Source organism: Corynebacterium sp. LK28 (genome assembly GCF_014335105.1).
GTDB classification, from domain to species: Bacteria; Actinomycetota; Actinomycetes; order Mycobacteriales; family Mycobacteriaceae; genus Corynebacterium; species Corynebacterium macclintockiae.
In genome coordinates this window covers 56,877-76,050 of the sequence record NZ_PDGZ01000014.1, presented here as the reverse complement: position 1 = coordinate 76,050, position 19,174 = coordinate 56,877, and the positions used below count along the sequence as shown (strand labels likewise).

16 protein-coding genes are annotated in these 19,174 nt (G+C 61.5%); 10 read left to right on the top strand and 6 right to left on the bottom strand.

What is annotated here, in order from left to right:
- Positions 1-23: 23 nt before the first annotated feature.
- Both ppgK and CRD15_RS08455 read left to right on the top strand, forming a co-directional pair.
- Positions 24-815: a polyphosphate--glucose phosphotransferase gene (gene ppgK / locus CRD15_RS08460; protein ID WP_051891507.1), complete on the top strand. Its 792-nt coding sequence runs from the start codon at positions 24-26 to the stop codon at positions 813-815.
- A gap of 199 nt (positions 816-1,014) precedes the next feature.
- Entirely contained in the window at positions 1,015-2,682 is a 1,668-nt protein-coding gene (locus CRD15_RS08455) for an RNA polymerase sigma factor (RefSeq protein WP_370546975.1), read from the top strand.
- Between the two features lie 22 nt (positions 2,683-2,704).
- On the opposite strand, the gene CRD15_RS08450 is transcribed toward CRD15_RS08455, so the two are convergent.
- The 3 genes from CRD15_RS08450 to CRD15_RS08440 all read right to left on the bottom strand — a co-directional run bounded on the left by CRD15_RS08450 (position 2,705) and on the right by CRD15_RS08440 (position 5,126).
- The gene (locus CRD15_RS08450; RefSeq protein ID WP_187402354.1) at positions 2,705-3,082 is read right to left on the bottom strand and encodes a DUF308 domain-containing protein; all 378 of its coding nucleotides are present in this window, start codon (positions 3,080-3,082) and stop codon (positions 2,705-2,707) included.
- 86 nt (positions 3,083-3,168) lie between these two features.
- Complete coding sequence (locus tag CRD15_RS08445) at positions 3,169-4,887, bottom strand: DEAD/DEAH box helicase (RefSeq protein ID WP_187402353.1); 1,719 nt, start codon at positions 4,885-4,887, stop codon at positions 3,169-3,171.
- Entirely contained in the window at positions 4,884-5,126 is a 243-nt protein-coding gene (locus tag CRD15_RS08440) for a DUF3039 domain-containing protein (protein WP_034970683.1), read from the bottom strand. Before CRD15_RS08440 ends, CRD15_RS08445 begins: the two co-directional genes overlap by 4 nt.
- 119 nt (positions 5,127-5,245) lie before the next feature.
- Between CRD15_RS08440 and CRD15_RS08435 the strand changes: the two genes are divergently transcribed.
- The 6 genes from CRD15_RS08435 (at position 5,246) to galE (ending at position 10,840) form a co-directional block, all read left to right on the top strand.
- Complete coding sequence (locus CRD15_RS08435) at positions 5,246-5,629, top strand: DUF3099 domain-containing protein (protein ID WP_370546974.1); 384 nt, start codon at positions 5,246-5,248, stop codon at positions 5,627-5,629.
- A 12-nt stretch (positions 5,630-5,641) separates the two neighbouring features.
- Positions 5,642-7,261, top strand: a complete 1,620-nt coding sequence (locus CRD15_RS08430; RefSeq protein ID WP_034982021.1) for a methyltransferase — start codon at positions 5,642-5,644, stop codon at positions 7,259-7,261.
- Positions 7,258-7,716: a D-aminoacyl-tRNA deacylase gene (dtd, locus tag CRD15_RS08425; RefSeq protein ID WP_034970677.1), complete on the top strand. Its 459-nt coding sequence runs from the start codon at positions 7,258-7,260 to the stop codon at positions 7,714-7,716. The genes CRD15_RS08430 and dtd overlap by 4 nt, the downstream gene beginning before the upstream one ends.
- A gap of 232 nt (positions 7,717-7,948) precedes the next feature.
- A complete protein-coding gene (locus CRD15_RS08420) occupies positions 7,949-8,983 on the top strand; it encodes a sigma-70 family RNA polymerase sigma factor (protein ID WP_370546972.1) in 1,035 nt (344 codons plus the stop codon).
- Between the two features lie 86 nt (positions 8,984-9,069).
- A complete protein-coding gene (locus tag CRD15_RS08415; RefSeq protein WP_035002326.1) occupies positions 9,070-9,792 on the top strand; it encodes a metal-dependent transcriptional regulator in 723 nt (240 codons plus the stop codon).
- Positions 9,793-9,814: 22 nt separating this feature from the next.
- Complete coding sequence (gene galE / locus CRD15_RS08410; RefSeq protein WP_370546970.1) at positions 9,815-10,840, top strand: UDP-glucose 4-epimerase GalE; 1,026 nt, start codon at positions 9,815-9,817, stop codon at positions 10,838-10,840.
- Here the strand turns inward: galE and CRD15_RS08405 are convergent.
- On the bottom strand, positions 10,797-12,212 hold the full coding sequence (locus CRD15_RS08405; protein WP_222866536.1) for a DUF4192 family protein: 1,416 nt from the start codon (positions 12,210-12,212) through the stop codon (positions 10,797-10,799). The genes galE and CRD15_RS08405 overlap by 44 nt on opposite strands.
- 178 nt (positions 12,213-12,390) lie before the next feature.
- On the opposite strand from CRD15_RS08405, the gene CRD15_RS08400 reads away from it, so the two are divergent.
- Together CRD15_RS08400 and CRD15_RS08395 are read left to right on the top strand one after the other, a co-directional pair.
- Positions 12,391-13,458, top strand: a complete 1,068-nt coding sequence (locus CRD15_RS08400) for a PAC2 family protein (RefSeq protein ID WP_035008246.1) — start codon at positions 12,391-12,393, stop codon at positions 13,456-13,458.
- A 16-nt stretch (positions 13,459-13,474) separates the two neighbouring features.
- Positions 13,475-16,033, top strand: coding sequence for a DEAD/DEAH box helicase (locus CRD15_RS08395; RefSeq protein WP_187402351.1), 2,559 nt, complete (start codon positions 13,475-13,477; stop codon positions 16,031-16,033).
- A gap of 8 nt (positions 16,034-16,041) precedes the next feature.
- On the opposite strand, the gene CRD15_RS08390 is transcribed toward CRD15_RS08395, so the two are convergent.
- Both CRD15_RS08390 and CRD15_RS08385 read right to left on the bottom strand, forming a co-directional pair.
- Complete coding sequence (locus tag CRD15_RS08390) at positions 16,042-17,004, bottom strand: hydrogen peroxide-inducible genes activator (RefSeq protein ID WP_187402350.1); 963 nt, start codon at positions 17,002-17,004, stop codon at positions 16,042-16,044.
- 69 nt (positions 17,005-17,073) lie between these two features.
- A complete protein-coding gene (locus CRD15_RS08385) occupies positions 17,074-19,152 on the bottom strand; it encodes a neutral/alkaline non-lysosomal ceramidase N-terminal domain-containing protein (RefSeq protein WP_187402349.1) in 2,079 nt (692 codons plus the stop codon).
- Positions 19,153-19,174: the final 22 nt, after the last annotated feature.

Genomic DNA, 19,174 nt, shown 5'->3' with positions numbered 1-19,174 from the left:
AGGTTCAAGGTAGGGTTAAGCGCATGACTGAGGATATTTCCAGCCAGGGTGAACAGCACAAGCAGCAGCTGAGTTTCGGTGTAGATATCGGCGGCTCCGGCGTCAAAGGCGCCGTGGTGGACTTAAACACCGGTGAACTGGTCACCGAACGCTTCAAGATCCTCACGCCGAAGCCCTCTACCCCGGATGCGGTGGCAGAGGTCGTACGCAAGCTCATGGACATGGCAGAGTGGGACGGCCCAGTAGGCGTGACAGTCCCGGCCGTTGTGAAGAACCAGCGCGCCCGCACTGCAGCCAATATCGATAAGTCTTGGATCGACACCGACCTGCAAGAGCTGTTCAAGCGCCACCTCGGGGAACGCGAAATCGCGGTGCTGAACGACGCTGACGCAGCCGGCCTGGCAGAGGTTGAGTACGGAGAGGCCAGTGCCAAGGAGGGAGCGGTGCTGATGCTGACCTTCGGCACCGGAATTGGGTCTGCGATGCTGTGCGACGGCCACCTCTTCCCCAACTCCGAGCTGGGGCACCTTCCCTACGACAAGAACGGCGATGTGGAGTGGTACGCAAGTTCCGCGGCCAAGGATCGCGAGGAGCTGTCTTACAAGAAGTGGGCTGCGCGCGTCGACGAGGTTCTGCACGCTTACAGTGCGCTGTTTAGCCCCCAGCGCTACATCGTCGGCGGAGGTATCTCCCGCAAGGCAGACAAATGGGTGCCTTTGCTGACCGTCGAGCAGGAAGTTATTCCCGCCAAGCTTCGCAACCAGGCAGGCATCATCGGCGCTGCCATGGCCGTGCGTGACGGAATCAAACCATAGAAAGACCGGGGACCCTTGGCACACGTGCCGATTTTTTGGGTTATAATGGGCGGTCGATTCCCAGAATAGGGGTTCGCAGAACCCCCTAGACCAATGGTTGCGGGCGTGCCGTAACCTGGTGCAATCCAATTCCCTACAGGAATGTGGCCACCACATGCGGCCATTCGTTGCACCATGCACTACGAGCGAAAGGGCTTCCGTGGCAGCGAACGACTCGACCACCACCGGCGATGACGCACAGGGTGTTGTGCGTAAGGTAGCAAAAAAGACGGCAGCGAAGAAGACTGCCCGCAAGGTGGCAAAGAAGTCGACGGCCGCGAAGAAGACTGCAGCTAAGAAGGTTGCACCCAAGGCAGCCACGTCGAACGACGTGGATACGACCAATGCGGTTGAGGAGCAGGCGTCCACTCCCGTGAAGAAGGCGGCGAAGAAGACCGCTAAGAAGACGGCGAAGAAGGCCGCTAAGAAGACTGCCAAGAAAGCCGCGAAAAAGACTGCGAAGAAGACCACCCGCAAGGCCACGAAGAAGGCAACCACCAAGCGGGGAACCAAGGCAGCGAAGGCCGCCGCAGAGGCCGCTGAAGTCACTGAGGAAACGACGAAGGCGACTGCCGCGCAGGTCGAGGGCAAGGACAACGACGCTGACGTTGATAACGACGACTTCGACCGCGACCCGGACGACCTCGATGACATCGATGACCTGGACGACGACCTCGACGACCTAGACGACCTCGATGACCTGGACGACGACCTCGACGATGACGATGACTTGGAAGATGACGACCTCGACGATGATCTAGAGGACGACGATCTGAACGAGGACGACGAAGATTCCGATGACGGTGACTCGGATGACGACGAGGAAGAGAAGAACGACGGTAGCTTCGTCTGGGACGAGGATGAATCCGCCGCGCTGCGCCAGGCACGGAAGGACGCGGAGCTTACCGCCTCTGCGGACTCCGTCCGTGCGTACCTGAAGCAGATCGGCAAGGTAGCCCTGCTGAATGCAGAGCAGGAGGTCTCCCTCGCCAAGCGAATTGAGGCCGGCCTCTACGCCGCCTACCGCCTGCAGGAGATCAAGGAGTCGGGTGAGAAGCTCTCCCCGATGAACCGCCGCGATCTCCGCGAGATCGACCGCGATGGTCGCCGTGCAAAGAATCACCTGTTGGAGGCCAACCTGCGACTGGTGGTTTCTCTTGCGAAGCGCTACACCGGCCGCGGCATGGCCTTCCTGGACCTCATCCAGGAAGGCAACCTCGGTCTGATCCGTGCGGTGGAAAAGTTCGACTACGTCAAGGGCTACAAGTTCTCCACGTACGCCACCTGGTGGATCCGCCAGGCCATCACCCGCGCAATGGCGGACCAGGCTCGCACCATCCGCATTCCGGTACACATGGTGGAGGTCATCAACAAACTGGGCCGCATCCAGCGCGAGCTGCTGCAGGATCTGGGCCGCGAGCCCACCCCCGAAGAGCTGGCCCGCGAAATGGATATCACCGTGGACAAGGTGCTGGAGATCCAGCAGTATGCCCGCGAACCGATCTCCCTGGATCAGACCATCGGTGACGAGGGCGATTCCCAGCTGGGCGACTTCATCGAGGATTCGGAGGCCGTCGTGGCCGTCGATGCGGTTTCGTTCACCCTGCTGCAGGATCAGCTGCAGGACGTCTTGCACACCCTGTCCGAGCGTGAGGCTGGCGTGGTGAAGCTGCGCTTCGGCCTGACCGACGGCATGCCACGCACTTTAGACGAGATTGGCCAGGTCTACGGCGTCACGCGTGAGCGCATCCGCCAGATCGAGTCCAAGACGATGTCGAAGCTGCGCCACCCGTCGCGCTCCCAGGTTCTGCGCGACTACCTGGACTAGTCGAGCTCTCGGCGCCTCGCGGCTACTTGTTCTGGTTGTTCTTCACGCAGTCGGAGAACTCCGTGCCGCGGAGGGTTTCGCACCCCTCGACGCTCTTCATCGCGGCCTGTGTGAAGAAGATCGCCATAGCCATCGAAATCACCGCCAGAACCAGGCCAATGATTGCGTAGCTGCGCTGCGTTCCCTTGCGGTTCGCCCTGATCACAGCAATTATTCCCACCACAATGGCCACCGCGGCCACGACCACGCCGACCAGCGGGAAGATAGCCGCGGGAATCGCCAGGATACCGACGAGCAGCGCCGCCAAGCTCAAGCCGCCGACGGCGCGGGGTTGTATCTTTTGGCGCTCAATCTTCTGCGCATGGGACTTGTCCAGATCGGTGTAATCTTCCCGAGCCACGTGGCCTGCCTTTCAGTGCCCTTTTTTTCAGAGCCCTATTTCAGGGCTCTAGTGCCTATTGCCTTCGACGGCGTACATGCTAATTCCTACCAGTCTCTCAGATAGGCGATGCGATCCCGTAATTGCTGTGCGGTACACAGCGCCGTGGCCGGACCACCGCAATTTCGCCGGGCATCGTTGTGAATCTGCCCGTGAGGCTTTCCTGTCCGAGCCGACTTCATCGACACTAGCGCATTCAATTCCTTCCGCAGCGCGGGAATTTCCTCGCTGGTCACACGCTTGTTCCGCAGATCAGCGCCACTGCCTTCGGGCGCGGGGTTCTGCTTCTCCTGCTTGCGGCGCTGTTCCTCTTCCTTCGCCCGGGCATCCAATTGCTCGGCTTGGCGCTGGCGCAACAACGTACGCATCTGGTCGGCGTCCAAAAGACCGGGAAGGCCAAGGTAGGCCTGCTCCTCGTCCGATCCGCTCAGCGTCGCAGTGCCGTAGGTCGATCCGTCGAAAATCAGACTGTCAAGTTCGGCCTCGGCGCCGACCGACTCATAGCCTTTATCCTCTTCGGGCTCGTTCTTTTCCTGGTTGGCCTGCTGCAGCAGCTCGTCGTCCCAGCCTTCGTTCGGCCGATCTGGCTTGCCGAGCACGTGGTTGCGCTGCTGCTCCATCTTCGACGCCAACTCAAGCAGGACCGACACGCTAGGCAGGAAGATGGACGCCGACTCTCCCGGCCGCCGCGAACGCACGAAACGGCCAATAGCCTGGGCGAAGAACAGTGGTGTGGAGGACGACGTCGCGTACACGCCCACGGCCAGGCGCGGAACGTCCACGCCCTCGGACACCATGCGCACGGCCACCATCCACTCATCAGTGCTGGCGGAGAACTCCTTGATGCGCTCCGAGGCGCCTGCCTCGTCAGAGAGCACGACCGCGACGGGGGTGTTGCTGATCCGTTCGAGGATCTTCGCGTAGGCGCGGGCTGTCGTCTTGTCGGTGGCGATCACCAACCCGCCCGCGTCCGGGGTTGTCTCCCGCAGCTGCTGCAGACGTGTCTGCGCCGCATTCAGCACTGCGGGGATCCAGTCGCCCTTGGGGTCCAGTGCGGTGCGCCAGGCACGAGCGGTCTGTTCAGCGTTCAGCGGCTCCCCCAGGCGAGCCTCGAACTCCTCACCGGCAGAGTTACGCCACCGCGCCTGCCCGGAATACGCCAGGAACACCACGGGGCGCACCACGCCGTCCTTCAATGCGTCCGCGTAACCGTAGGTGTAGTCGGCGGAGGAAACCAGCGCGCCGTCGGCGCCCTCCACGGCCTCGTAACGCACAAACGGTATCTGCGAATCGTCGGAACGGAACGGCGTACCCGTGAGCGCCAGGCGCCGCTCGACGTGCGCATAGGCCATCCGCACGCCGTCACCCCAGCTCTTCGCGTCGCCGGCATGGTGAATCTCGTCAAGGATCACCAACGTCTTCTTCGCGGTCGCGACCTGGTAGTGCTTGGTGGGCTTCATTCCCACCTGGGCATAGGTCACGCACACTCCGTCGTAGGAGTTGTTGAACGGTGAGGAGTTCGTGAACTCAGCGTCGAGCGCAATCCCCTGCCCCGCTGCGGACTGTGCCCACTGCACCTTCAGGTGCTCTGTGGGCACAACGATGATCAGCCGGTCAACCGTGCGGGTGTCTAACAGCAGCCGCGCGATCGTCAGGGCGAAAGTCGTCTTACCCGCTCCCGGGGTTGCCACCGCCAGGAAGTCCTGCGGACTGGTCTCGACGTATTTGTTCAGTGCCTCCTGCTGCCATAGGCGGAGGTGCTTCACTTCTTGCGCAGCCCCTTGTAGATCTGCTCGCAATCCGGGCAGACGGGCGACCCCGGCTTCGCCTGCTTGCGCACGGGGAAGGTCTCACCGCACAGTGCCACGACAAGCTTGCCCATCACGGCGGATTCGACGATCTGGTCCTTCTTTACGTAGTGGAAGAACTTCGGTACATCGTCATCCGTCGTCGAGTCTGTGTTGACTTCGGGGCGTTCAATCGTTGTCGTACTTGGGTTACTCACAGTTCACCATCATGCCCCTGAATCTGCCTGTTTTCCAGCCGCGTACTAGCGTGGGTTCCATGGCAGTTGCACGAAAAAGGAAAACGGGAGGTGAATCCCGTTCCAGGCGTGTCTCACAGGTGGAAGTGATCACGGATGCGAAAAGTTCGCCCCTGGAAGGCTGGCACCACCGTCGCAGGGTTTATACCGTGCTGCAGATCCTGCGCATCCCTCTGCTCGCTGCGAGTGCAGTGGTGATGCTGGTGACCCATAACGCTGCCCTGGCTGTGGGGGTGGCGGTGATCAGCATTCCGCTGCCGTGGATCGCGGTGCTCTTGGCCAACGAGACTGGCCAGGTCGACGAGACCACCAACAAGGTTTATAAACCCGCCCTCGTCCGCGAACAGCGCCGTGCCCAGCGCGCCGCATTGTCGGGTGAATCGGCCCGGCCGATGATCGAGTCCACCGAATCGGCCCCGCAGGTCATTGATCACCTCGAAGCCCCCGACTCCCCCTCCGACTAGCAAGGATCCACTATGTCTGCCCATTCTTGTAGCCCTTCTTGTAGTCCCAGTGCAGCTACCGAACAACTGGTTCGCACCCTTATCGCGCGTGGGTATGGCTCTGCCCTGATCTTGGAGGCGCTCGGCGAAGAAGGTGTCGCCGCCGTGCAATCTGGTTCGCCCGCGGCGGCGCACTGGCACCTGCAGCGCCGCAATGCTGCGGGCGCGCAACTGGTCGCCGCCATATATTTACGACGCCCCCAGCCAGCCACCTTCTACCAGGATCTCGTCGGGGCAGATGTGACCTCCGGCTTGGTGGCAGAGCATGCCCTGGTCAGCGCCGACGATCAGCTGCAGCTCAACCTCGACATTCGCCCTGCCCACCATCCTGCGCACGGCAACGCGGAAGTACTGGTGCTGTCCGATCCGGATGCGTCCCTGGACCTCCGTATCCCGGGTTCCGATCACGTCCCCGGCGTCGGCAACGCTCCCCTTTCGCTTCTGAACTCCATTCCCCGGCTTCCCGAAGAAGCTAGAGTGTTGGACCTCGGCACGGGCTCCGGTGTGCTTGCGATGGTGTTGGCCGCCAACTACAGCGCAAGCCGCCCAAAAATTTTTGGCAGCGATATCCACGCCCGCGCACTGGCCTACGCCCGCGTCGCCGCCGCGGCGCAAGGCCTGGAAGAGCCCCTAATCAACTGGGTTGAGGGCTCGTGGTTCGAGCCTTTTGCAGGCGAGGAGTTCGACGTCATCGTCGCGAACCCGCCCTTCGTCATCGGTCCGTCTGTGGATCTGGACGCCGCAGAGGGGCACGTGTATCGCGATTCCGGCCTGCCCCTGGACGCCGCCAGCAAACTAGTGGTTGAGAATTCCGTCGCGCACCTTGCCCCCGCCGGCCACGCGCACCTGTTGGCCGGCTGGGCTCTCGAGGATGAGGGCTCTGCCGCGGAGCGCATCCTCAGCTGGCTTCCCGACGAAGGCGCCCGCGCCTGGGTGCTACAGCGCGAGGAGGTGGATATCGCCACCTATGTCACGACTTGGCTGCGGGATGAGAGCATTGATCCGCGCAGCGCAGACGGGCAGCGCCGCACCACCGAGTGGTTGGACTACTTTGCCACCCACGGAATCACCCGCATTGGCCTGGGATGGATTCACATTGAGAAAATTTCAGGCCCCACCGAGCTGACCGTCGAAACGCTGTCCCACGGGCTACCAGCAGGAGCTTTCCTGGGCCAGGAGGTAGCCGAGTGGTTCGCCCGCTCCCGCTGGATCGACGGCTTGGAGGTCCCTGGGCGTTCGGCCCGCGACGCGATAGTGGGATCGCGCTATCAGCTGCGACGTGGCGTCATACTAGAAAAAACAGCAAGCACCACGAACCAGGGCTACGGCGACGAAGAGTTAGCGCTCACCCGAACCGAGGGTCCGGGGTGGACACACCAGATCGATGCGGCGCTGGCGGCGATTCTGGCGGGCCTGAACTGGGAAGGACTGAACCTCGGCGACGTCGCCGAGCTCTATCACGCCGTCAACGGCCAGGAACTGGACCTAGAGGCCGAGCAGCTAGTGGACCAGTTGGTGCCGATTGCGATTGATTTGGTGCGGCACGGGATGATTGTGCCGGAAGACCTGCGGGAAAGGAACGGGAACGAATGAAAGCAGTGGTAAGTACAGTCAGCAGTGCCGAAGTAACAGTCGACGGCGAGGTCGTCGGGGCGGTTCAGGGGCCGGCGCTTTTGGCTCTGGTGGGCATCGGAGTGGACGACGTGACGAATAACGAGTCGGTGGAAAAGATGGCGCGGAAGATCGCAGAGCTGCGCCTTCTCCCCGCAGACGGAGAGGCATGGGACAGGCCACGGAACCACTCCGTGGAGGAAGTCGGCGGGCAGGTGTTGCTGGTAAGCCAGTTCACCCTGATGGGGGAAACGAAAAAGGGCCGCCGACCGTCCTGGGCGAACGCTGCCCCCGGCGAGGCAGCGCAGCCAATCTTCGACCGAATCGCCGAATTGCTACGCAAGCGCGGGATAGTTGTAGAAACAGGTCGATTCGGGGCGATGATGAAGGTCTCCAGCGCCAATGAGGGGCCGTTTACCGTATTGATCGAGACCTAAATCAGCACCCTCATCGAGCGCTAAATAACCTGGTCGGCTAAGATTTTTCTGGCTACGGCGCTGCGCGGGTTCACTCCCTAACCCCTGTGCGGGGGTACACACAGTTCCCTCCTTGTGGGCGTGTGGGGAACAATTCGACGCAGTAGTCCGTTAACCCCTTAGAGCTTCGGCACAAACCCACACATCTTGAACGGCTTGAGCGCTATCGAGCCACAGGAGGAACACCAGCACTATGAGCAACTCCATGTTTGATGACGACATCCAGGCCGTCAGCAACGATCGAGGGATTAACGGCGGTTCCGCCGACGATAGCGATAAAAAAGAGGACAAAGGTCGGCGCCGGGGTAACAACGAAAACCCTTCGGCTGACCTCGTGCGCGTGTACCTCAACGGCATCGGCAAGACTGCCCTGCTGACCGCAGAGGACGAAGTCGAGCTTTCCCAGCGCATCGAGGTAGGCCTGTACGCCGAACACCTGCTGGCAACGGCGGAGAAGCTAACCCGCGCGAAGAAGCGCGACTTGAAGGTGCTGGCTCGCGAGGGCAAGGCAGCGCGCAGCCACCTGCTAGAGGCCAACCTGCGACTCGTCGTTTCCCTGGCCAAGCGCTACACCGGCCGCGGAATGCCCCTGTTGGATCTGATCCAGGAGGGCAACCTGGGACTGATCCGCGCGATGGAGAAGTTCGACTACACCAAGGGCTTTAAGTTCTCTACCTACGCCACCTGGTGGATCCGCCAGGCCATCACCCGTGGCATGGCCGACCAGTCCCGCACGATTCGCCTGCCCGTCCACCTGGTGGAGCAGGTCAACAAGCTGTCCCGCATCAAGCGCGAGATGTACCAGCAGCTGGGGCGCGAGGCCACCAACGAGGAGCTGTCAGAAGAGTCCGGCATTGAGGAATCGAAGATTGAGATGCTGCTGAAGCAATCCCGCGATCCGGTGAGCTTGGACATGCCAGTCGGTAGCGATGAAGAAGCTCCCCTGGGTGACTTCATCGAGGATTCCGAGGCAACCGACGCAGAGACCGCAGTTGTGGCTTCCCTGCGCCACTCCGATGTGCGCGCAGTGCTGGGCACTCTGGAGGAGCGTGAGCAGGACGTCATCAAGCTACGTTATGGCCTGGACGATGGCATGCCCCGCACGCTGGATCAGATTGGTCGCCGCTTCGGGCTGTCCCGCGAGCGGGTTCGCCAGATTGAGCGCGAAGTGATGGCCAAGCTGCGCGAGGGCGACCGCGCGAACAAGCTGCGCGAATACGCAGTCTAAGCTCGAACTTAAGCTTCTGCCCCAAGCCCCGACAGTCGGGGCTATAATCGGTCGAAGTCAATCAGTATAGAAAGGGCGTAGCGCTGGTGAGGGATCTCGTCGATACCACTGAGATGTATCTCCGAACGATTTACGAGTTGGAAGAAGAAGGAATTCCTCCGCTGCGCGCCCGCATCGCCGAGCGGCTGGATCAGTCCGGCCCTACCGTGAGCCAGACGGTTGCGCGCATGGAGCGCGATAATCTGCTGACCGTTGAAAAGGATCGTTCCCTGAAGCTCAGCGCACAGGGGCGTGAACTTGCTACCGCCGTCATGCGCAAGCACCGCCTGGCCGAGCGCCTGCTGACGGACGTTATTGGACTGCCCTGGGAGAAGGTGCACGACGAAGCCTGCCGCTGGGAGCACGTCATGGGCGACGAAGTCGAAGTGCAGCTAGTCAAGGTTCTAAGCGAATACTCCACCTCCCCATTCGGCAACCCGATCCCCGGACTTGACGAGCTGATGGATAGCGTCCCGGAGGCAGAACGTGCCGACATGCGAGACAAGATCCGCACGCTGCAGGAAGGCTCCTCGCAGCGCGCCTCTGACCTCGATCCGGCAGAGCCCATCACGGTCAAGATCCTGAGTATCAACGAAATCGTTCAGGTCGAGCACAAGTTGATGGCAAAGTTCCACGCGCTGGACATGCGACCCGGCAGCGTCGTCACCTTGGTCGCTACCGAGGACGGCCTGGAGTTCGGCAACGACAACGGCACCATGGTCGTGCCGGAAGAACTATCCCACGCCGTGCGGGTAAAGGAGACCAGCTAGTCAGTGCGGTAGCGTTGGACGTGTGAACAATATCGATCTTTCCACCTCCGTCCTACCGCCTTCCTCCCACATCGTGGTCACCGGCGGTGCCGGCTACGTCGGCAGTGTCTGCGCCACCGTACTTCTCGAGCACGGCTTCCGTGTGACCGTCGTCGACGATCTATCCACCGGCAACGGGTACGCAGTTCCGGACGGCGCGAACTTCGTTGAGGGCGATATCCGCGATGTAATCTCCGACGTCTTCGCCGCCGGGGATGTCGCGGCAGTAATGCACTTCGCCGCCCGCTCGCTGGTCGGCGAATCGGTGGAGAAGCCGGATATCTACTGGCACAACAACGTAGGAACTAGCCTTTACCTGCTGGATCAGATGCACGAGCATGGGGTGAAGAACCTTGTGTTCTCCTCCACTGCCGCCACCTATGGCGAGCCGAAGCAGGTGCCCATCACCGAGGACATGCCAACCGCGCCAACCAATCCTTATGGCGCCTCCAAGTTGGCAATCGACCACATGATCACCTCCTACGCAAAGGCCTATGGTCTGGGCGCCACGTCCCTGCGCTACTTCAACGTAGCCGGCGCCTACGGCACTATCGGTGAGAACCACAAGGTGGAAACGCACCTGATTCCGCTGGTTTTGCAGGTCGCGCTCGGCCACCGCGAACACATCTCTATCTTCGGCACCGATTACGCCACCGCCGATGGAACTGCAGTGCGCGATTACATCCACATCCGCGATCTCGCGGACGCGCACCTCCTAGCAGCGGCTTCCAATGCCTCCGGCACCCACCGCATCTTCAACCTGGGTTCCGGCGACGGATTTAGCGTACGCGAGGTAATCGAAACCTGCCGAGAGGTCACGGGCCATCCGATCCCAGCGATCGAATCCCCCCGTCGTGCTGGCGACCCGGCCACTCTTATCGCTTCCTCTGCGAAGGCGAAGTCAGAGTTGGGGTGGAACCCCACCCGCTCCGACCTGCACACCATCATCTCCGACGCATGGGCCTTCAGCGGACAACTGGGTGATAGGTTGCATTCCGCACAGCGTTAATCGCATCCCAATCCACCGTCTGGAGTAGTCGCTCGTACTCCCAAGCTATGTCGAGTCCGGCGTACTCGCGGACGGTGACATATGAATGCTCCCCTTCAGAAGCTTCATTTTCGCTGGCTTCTTCGCTGCCATCTTCGGCCGCGTCCAGATCCATCTGCACATTCGCCATCACGGTGCAGGCCGCGCGCACGGCCTTGGCTAGCAGTAACTTGATCATTCCACGCTGGTGGGCATCCAACGCTGCGATCGCGATATCCACGGTGAAGCTGTCCATGTCGGAAAGCTGCAGTTCGCCATCGAAGGAAGCTTCATTCTCTACCCTGTGCAGCACATCCTCCGGTGCATCGGCGAGGCTATCCGTCTCCTCGTCATCGATCCACGGCGCCTGCCCCAGATTATCCAGCATGTGGCAGGCATCCTCCGCGCGGAGATCAGCCTGCAGCTCCTCTAGCAGGCGATTCAAGGTGTGATAGGCCAACACTCCCTCGTCGTTTGCAGAGGCCACAAGAGCCAGGATCAGCATCACTCGCCGGCGCACAGCTCCTGTCGTCCGACGGGCCGTGCTGGCCAGCATCTCCCGCAAGATCGCGCTGTTCGCACCCAACGACCAGGCGATGACCAGCGTGTGCAGCAATTCGTCACTGCAGACGGCGGCCAAGCTATCCACCAAGTATTCGTGCTCACACTCTTGCTCTAGCACCCGCGTGCCGTTGGCTACGGAGGCGACTGATATCAGCACTTGGATCAGATCCACCGTCGAGGCCTCCCCACGATCCTCGATGATCCAGTCGGGTTCCAGGAGGTTCGCCGGATCCAGCCACTGTTCCATCTCTTCCCTGCCACGCATCTTGCGTGCTCCGCTTAAGGCACTGATGTCGGCCAGCTCATTGGTCTCTACGCTATCCACCGTGCCCTTTTCCCCGTCCAGCAGGTCGGTCCACTCCTCCCCCGTGGCGATACGCCGAACGATCAGGGCGGATTGCAGCTCCACGCAGTCGCGCTGGAGTTGGTTCGTGGCGGTTGCCATACAGGTCCCCAGGCAGTCGTCATTGTTTCCGATCGCGAGGATGATGGCCTCTGCCGCTGGGGCGTCACAAAGAATCCGAGAGAGACCGCGCACCGCTTCGTCGACGGCAACGGGGTGTAGATCGCAACGCAGGACCGGACCAATGCGGAAGCGACGATGCCCCTCCGCCAGCGAATCCGTGTCGGCGGACGCGACAAGACCAATGAGAACCATGGAATCGACGGGCGGGAATCCCAGCAGCGAGGGGATCGCGGCGATGAGCTTCCCCTTATCTGCGCCGAGGTGAACCGAAGGGGTGGGAATAGATTGTGTGCTGCGCTGGTTGTCTTCTGGTGAGTTGTTCATGCCACAGATAGTCGCCGAGGGAAGAGTTTTTCGCCGACGCGCGGGAGAACTTCGGCATGGAAGCCCCAGGGGCCTGTGGATAACTCACAACTGTGAATAAACGTGTCCGAAGCGCCTGATAGGCTAGGCAGACGGTGCTTGGTTGGACACAGGTTCCGCCGGAAGGGAGAGCGAAACTATGCATGAGCACTTCGAAAACAACGACCGCACAGAGCAGCAGTCGACGGGACGGATGTACGAGCTAGAATACCCAGCTCCGATCCAATTCGATCGACAGTCTATCGCCGACGAACCAGCTGTGCTGGGTGAAGGCACGTCTGGCGATGGCGCGCCCAGCGAAGAGCTGCCGATGCTCGTAGCCCTGCAGGGCTACGCGGATGCGGGACAAGCTGTGTCCAGCGCCAGCTCCCACCTCCTAGCTGCCCTCGAGCACAGCCCCGTGGCCTCGTTCAAGATTGACGAGCTGATCGACTACCGTTCCCGGCGCCCCGGCGTGACGATCGATAACTCCAAGGTCGTGGACAGCGAGGACATTCGTCTTGACCTGCACCTTGTGAAGGATACGCAGGGTCGCCCGTTCTTGCTGTTGAGTGGTCTGGAACCAGATCTGAAGTGGGGTGCTTTTAGTGACGCCGTCGTGGATCTGGCTCGCCGTGGTCAGGTAGGCATGGTGGCCTCCCTGTATTCCGCGCCGATGACGGTTCCGCACACTCGTCGCCTGGTGATCTCTGCGCACGCTTCGGAGGCGTCGCTGATCCGGGATTACCACACCTGGGATTCCCGCATGATTGTCCCCGGTGCGGCGGCGCTGGAGACCGAGAAGAAGCTGAACCGGCATGGCTTTGAGACCATCGGTTTCACGGCCCACGTTCCGCATTACATCGCGGCCTCCGACTACCCAGAGGCAACCCTGCGACTGCTGCAGGCTTTCGGCGAAGTTGCCAACCGCGAACTGCCGTTGAAGGCGCTGGAGGGCGAGCTGGAGCGGGTTCAGCGCCAGCTGCAGGACCAGGTCGACGATTCGCAGGAGATTGCGACGGTCGTCAGCGCACTGGAGCAGCAGTACGACGCGGAAATGGAGCGGATGCGCCGCAAGCGGGAAAACAACCTGCTGCAGCCCGGCCAGGATATCCCCACTGGCGAAGAGCTAGGGGCGGAATTCGAGGCCTTCCTACAGAACATGTCGGACGAGGGCGGCAGCGATGGCGGCTCCGCTGGCACCGACGGCCCGGAAGAAAACAAGTAGAGGAAAAGTAGACAACGTGGGTATTGCCGCAGAACTGGCCGAGCTCCTCTCCGACCTCGATGAGGTCCCAGAATCCCTGATCGACGATGCGATTCTAGAATCCTTTCTGGGCTGGACGCGCGACCGCGGCATCAACCTCTACCCCGCCCAGGAGGAAGCCGCGACCGCCCTGGTTGCCCAGGACAACGTCATCCTGGCTACCCCCACGGGATCCGGCAAGTCGATGGTTGCCATCGCCGCGCACTTCATCGCCATGGCGCGCAAGCAGCGCAGCTTCTACACCGCGCCGATCAAAGCCCTGGTGAGTGAGAAGTTCTTCGACCTGTGCCAAACCTTCGGCCCGGAGAATGTCGGGATGATGACTGGTGACGCCACAGTCAACGGTGGCGCGCCGATCATCTGCGCCACCGCCGAAATCGTTGCCAACATCGCCCTCCGCGACGGAGCGGAGGCGAAAATCGACCAGGTAGTGATGGACGAGTTCCACTACTATTCCGAACCCGACCGCGGCTGGGCGTGGCAGGTTCCGCTGCTGGAGCTCCCTAAGGCGCAGTTCCTTTTGATGAGCGCCACCCTGGGCGATACGAAATGGCTGGAGGATGACCTCACAGAGCGCACGGGGCGCCAAACCACGCTGGTCACAGGCACGACCCGTCCGGTGCCTCTGGATTTCCACTACGTCTACACTCCCGTCCACGAGACAGTGGAGGAACTGATCAGCGACGGCAAGTCGCCGATCTACATCGTCCACTTCACCCAACGCGAGGCCATCGAGCGCGCCCAGGCGTTGACCAGCATGAAGCTCGTCAACGACGAGGCCAAGGCAGCCATTGCCGAGGAAATCGGCGACTTCCGTTTCACCTCCGCCTTCGGCAAGACGCTTTCGCGCCTGCTGCGCAAGGGCATCGGCGTGCACCACGCGGGTCTGCTTCCCAAGTACCGCCGCCTGGTCGAGAGACTGTCTCAGAAGGGTCTGCTGAAGATCATCTGTGGCACCGACACCCTGGGCGTGGGCATCAACGTGCCGATCCGCACGGTCCTGATGACGGGCCTGACCAAGTACGACGGCGTTAAACACCGCGTGCTGAAGTCCCGCGAGTTTCACCAGATCGCCGGCCGTGCGGGGCGTGCGGGCTATGACACAGAAGGCACCGTGGTCGTCCAGGCTCCGGAGCACGAGATTGAGAACTTCCGCCTGCGCCAGCGCGCGGGAAGCGACCCGAAGAAGCTCAAGAAGCTGCGCAAGCGCTCCGCCCCGGACGGGCAGGCGACGTGGACCGAGTCGACCTACGAGCGGCTCACCCACGCCGAGCCAGAGGAACTCACCAGCCAGTTCCGCATGAGCAACTCCATGCTGCTCAACGTCGTCGCCCGCGACCAGTGGACCTTCGAGGCACTGGAGCACCTGCTGCGCACTAACCATGACACGCGCGCGAAGCAGAACAAGGCGATCCTGCGCACCATCGAGCTCTATCGCGGGCTGCTTAACGCAGAGGTCGTGGAGGAATTCTCCGCCGACACTCCCAGTGGTAAAGATGCCCGGCTCACCGCGGATCTGAACCGCGACTTCGCCCTCAACCAGCCGCTGTCCCCATTCGCATTGGCCGCGCTGGAGCTGCTGGATCCGGAGTCCGACACCTTCGCGCTCGACGTCATCTCAACCTTTGAAGCCGTGCTAGAGGATCCCCGGCAGGTACTTCTCGCCCAGCAGAAAGCTGAGCGGGGTGAGGAGATCGCGGCGCTAAAGGCAGAGGGCGTCGATTACACCGAGCGCATGGCCATCGTGGAAGAAATCACCTGGCCAATGCCGCTTGCCGACGAGCTCGACCAGGCCTATGACACCTTCTGTGAGGGCAACCCGTGGGCGCGGGACTTCCAGATCAGCCCGAAGTCTATCGTGCGCGACATGGTGGAAAAGGCCATGACTTTCTCTGACTTTGTGGCGACATACGGCCTGGGGCGTTCCGAGGGCGTGGTACTGCGCTACCTGACGGACGCCTACCGCACGCTGGAGCACTCGGTGCCGGACGCTTATCGCTCCGAGGAGTTCGACGACATCCTCGTGTGGCTGGGTGAACTGATCCGACAGGTCGATTCCTCCCTGATCGACGAGTGGGTTCAGATGGCCGACCCGGACGCTCCACTGACCGAGGATCAGGTCGCCGAGCACGCCTTTGGGGTGGAGGATACGAATCTGCTATCCGCCAACCCGCAGGCGCTGACCCGCATGGTGCGGAACTACTTCTTCCGCCACGTGGAGCTGTTCGCCTTCGAAAAGGAGCGCGAACTTGCGGAGATGGACGAATACCTGGACTCGCCGCCGGATTGGCCCGCCGCCATGGACGACTACTTCGACGAGTATGCGGATGTTGGTGTGGACGCCGCCGCGCGGTCAAACATGAACATCCTCATCAAGCGGGGCACCGGCTCCGACGCGGGCAGCTGGTTTGTGCGCCAGATCATCGACGATCCGGAAGGCGATCACGGCTGGGCGCTGGAAGGTGTGGTGGATCTGCACGCAACGGACGAGGCTGGCGAGATCCGCCTGTCCGAGCTCAGCATCGTGCAGGGCTAAGAAAGCCTCTAGAAGTAGGTTTCTAGAACGCGCCGGCTTTCCTGCGCCACGCGGTTGAACGACTGCGCGACGATCTCCCCCAGTGCCGCGTAATCGTCGATGCGCGTGGAGCTGGAACGGTAGGCCATACCAATCGTGCGTCCGGCGCGCACCGCGCCGCCGGAGAACGTTGCCAGGGCGATACCCGGCCGCTGGCATTCCACGGACACCGCGGACAGTGGCACCAGGGTGCAACCAAGGCCCGCGGCGACCAGCTGGATAACCGTAGACAGGCTTGCCGCGCGCGTCACAGAGTGGCGCGGATCGTTGGACATATCCACCGTTCGGCACAGCTCGAGAATCTGGTCGCGCAGGCAGTGCCCGTCGTCCAGCAGCAACAGATCCACGTTCTTCAGTTCGTCGACGGAAAGGTCCTTGCGCCCGGCAAGCGCGTGCCCCTCCGGCAGGACGAGGACGAACTCCTCGGTGTACAGATCTACGGTATTCAGACCGCCGCCTTCCCCCGGCATACCCAGCACGGCGACGTCGATCTTTCCTTGGCGCAGAGCATCGACCAGCAGTGGGGACTTTTCCTCCACGATCCGCGGTTCGAGCTCTGGGGCTGAGTCGGCGACCGAATGCAGGACGTCCGGGAGGATATACGGCGCGACCGTCGGGATCATGCCAATCGCCATCGGTCCGACCAGCCCACCGTGGGCGCCACGGGCGTGGGTGACGAAGGTCTCTAGGCTCTCCAGCGTTGCCTGGGCGTACGGGAGCAGCCCCCGGCCCACTGGGGTGACGATGACCTTGCGAGTAGAGCGCTCAATCAGTTGCACCCCCAGCCCTGCTTCCAGCGCGGCTAGTGCCTGCGACAAGGAGGGTTGGGAAATGCCCAAATGGGTTGCGGCAGTACCGAAATGGCCGTGTTCGGCAATGGTCACGAAGGTGCGCAGCTGGGCAACTGTAGGGCGATACTCTCTCTGAACCACGCTCACAACATTACAGCAATTATGAGAAACGTATAATTAAACCGTAAAAAATAAGTAGCAAGTCCAACGCTAGGTAATCTGCAGTTCAGCAGTGCCCTCGAATGGCGTCAGCTTCCCCAAGAACGCCTTCCAATCGCCCTTCAAACGCACGGTGTACTGCCCCGGAGGAACATCCTGTGTATTCCAGTCAATCGTGGTTCGCGTCTGCCCGAAACTGTTTTCGAATGTGATCAGAGTATTCTCGCTGGAATCATCTCCGACAACCTCACCATTGAGGTCTTCGATGGTCACATAGCCCTCACCGTGTCGCATATCGTTGTTGGGGTTAGCCCCCACGAATACCACTCGCGCGTTCGAGCCACTCTTGACCTCCGTTGGCGCTTCCAAGACTTCCCCGAACTTCTTCCCCGCCGGTGGAGCGTCCATCCAGTTATCGCTTCCCGGAACCTTAGGAATCAGGCCGGTCAGGTCGCCCGCAGGCTGTCCAACCTCCACCGGCTTGCCCTCCTTCAGCGCCCGAGCCAACTCATCGAAGACGTCTTGAAATGCGGACAGCTGGTACTGACCGAAGATGGTCGCGCCACCCTCATAGTTCTGCGCCTCATACTCCTCGGGCGTGGTGATGTAGTGGCCGTAGGCATTGGTGTAGCCCTGCACCACGATGGTGTTCTCCGGCACTTCCAACGCCGCGGCGACAGTGCGCTTAATGCGCAACCCACTGGTAATGGTCGGCTCGAATCCCAGGGTGACCAGAACAAAGGTTCCCAGGCGGTGAATGGTAAATGGGTGTACCTGCTGGATCATTCCGTCGATATACCCCATCGGTAGCAGACATTCCTTTGGGCCGTGAATATCCTTGATTTCCTGCGGTGCGAGAGCCTTGTTCAGGTCACGCACCCACGGATTGCCACCGCGCTCACCTTCGTTGAAGCCCAGTAGCGGCACGCCCCCGCCATCCTCTTGAGAGGACCCGGCGAAGGCCGCGCCCAGAATCGCTGGCCCGAGCTTGTGCTCCTTCTTGTCCGGGGTAAAACGGGGGCTTGCCACCAGCTTGGGACAATCCACCCAACGAAATCGCCCGTCGATTCCGCCTGCCGACCAGTCCTTACCCAGGTCGTCGGTCGCCTTCATCATCCGCTCGCCGAGGATCTTTGCTGATTCGCGCTCGTCTGCGCCGGGTCCAGAGTTAGGCGTCAACCCCATGTTCGGGGTGATGTCGCCCGGGCACATGTTGGCAAAGGCCGCAACGAACGGCGCGTCCTCGGGGTGGCGATGCACCACACCGTGGGCTTCCTCGGTAGCCCAGGCAGCATAACCCTTGTTGTCGCCGGCAATGTGCTTGTATTCTGCACCGAAACTTGTGGGGTGGAGCGAATACCAGTTGATCAGACCGACCTGCTTACCCCCGCGCGAGACATGGAGGGTGACACTGCGGGTATCCACGCCGTTAGGGAGAGCTTTCTTGTCTTCTTCGGGGTTGCGATCCCACGATGTCTTAGACCTATTGACGCCCGCGTCAGCAACAGTCGACTCAGCAACCGTCACGTCTGATGGCTGAATATCCTCGTGGGCGCGTTCCACTGCGGTCACAATCCCCTCCACCGTCGCCTCGAAGGTCTTCGGGCGGAAGCCGCCGTGGGTGATGTCGACCATCAAGTGCTGGGAGGTTCCACCGGGCGCCACGTGGGTATGGGTCGCAGCCAGCACAACATTTTCCTGGGTGTACAGGTCGCCATATTTATCCTTCAGCCGGCGCAGCACCTCCAGATGAATGGACTGGAACATCAGACCGACGTCACAGGTGACGTGCACGAAGCGAGAGTCCTCGCGGTTGGCGTCAACGAAGATGAACGCCCGGGCGTACTGCCGGCGCTGAATGCCTAACGTTTTCTGCTCATCGACTGCGTATCCAAACATGCCGGCACCCCAGGGTTCGCCGGTCATATCCGCCAAACCGCGACCGACCTTAAAGCCTCCCGTGCCGGAACCTGAATCCTCCTGCGCACCAGCACCAGGGGCGCCGGCAGAAGCCCACACAACGGTGCCGGTGACGGCCGCCATCCCCCGGAAGAAGCTGCGGCGGCTGAAACTGTTCTCTAGGAAGTTGTTTGAACTGCTGGTCGTGGCCTGCTTAGTGTGCTCACACATATGTTTCTCGCTTCTGAAGAAG

What these genes read in the sequence shown, in the direction of transcription:
- CRD15_RS08430 (WP_034982021.1), top strand. Translation starts at nt 5,642, where the DNA reads ATGTCTGCCCATTCTTGTAGCCCTTCTTGTAGTCCCAGTGCAGCTACC.
- CRD15_RS08420 (WP_370546972.1), top strand. Translation starts at nt 7,949, where the DNA reads ATGAGCAACTCCATGTTTGATGACGACATCCAGGCCGTCAGCAACGAT.
- CRD15_RS08385 (WP_187402349.1), bottom strand. Translation starts at nt 19,152, where the DNA reads ATGTGTGAGCACACTAAGCAGGCCACGACCAGCAGTTCAAACAACTTC.
- CRD15_RS08405 (WP_222866536.1), bottom strand. Translation starts at nt 12,212, where the DNA reads ATGAACAACTCACCAGAAGACAACCAGCGCAGCACACAATCTATTCCC.
- dtd (WP_034970677.1), top strand. Translation starts at nt 7,258, where the DNA reads ATGAAAGCAGTGGTAAGTACAGTCAGCAGTGCCGAAGTAACAGTCGAC.
- CRD15_RS08400 (WP_035008246.1), top strand. Translation starts at nt 12,391, where the DNA reads ATGCATGAGCACTTCGAAAACAACGACCGCACAGAGCAGCAGTCGACG.
- ppgK (WP_051891507.1), top strand. Translation starts at nt 24, where the DNA reads ATGACTGAGGATATTTCCAGCCAGGGTGAACAGCACAAGCAGCAGCTG.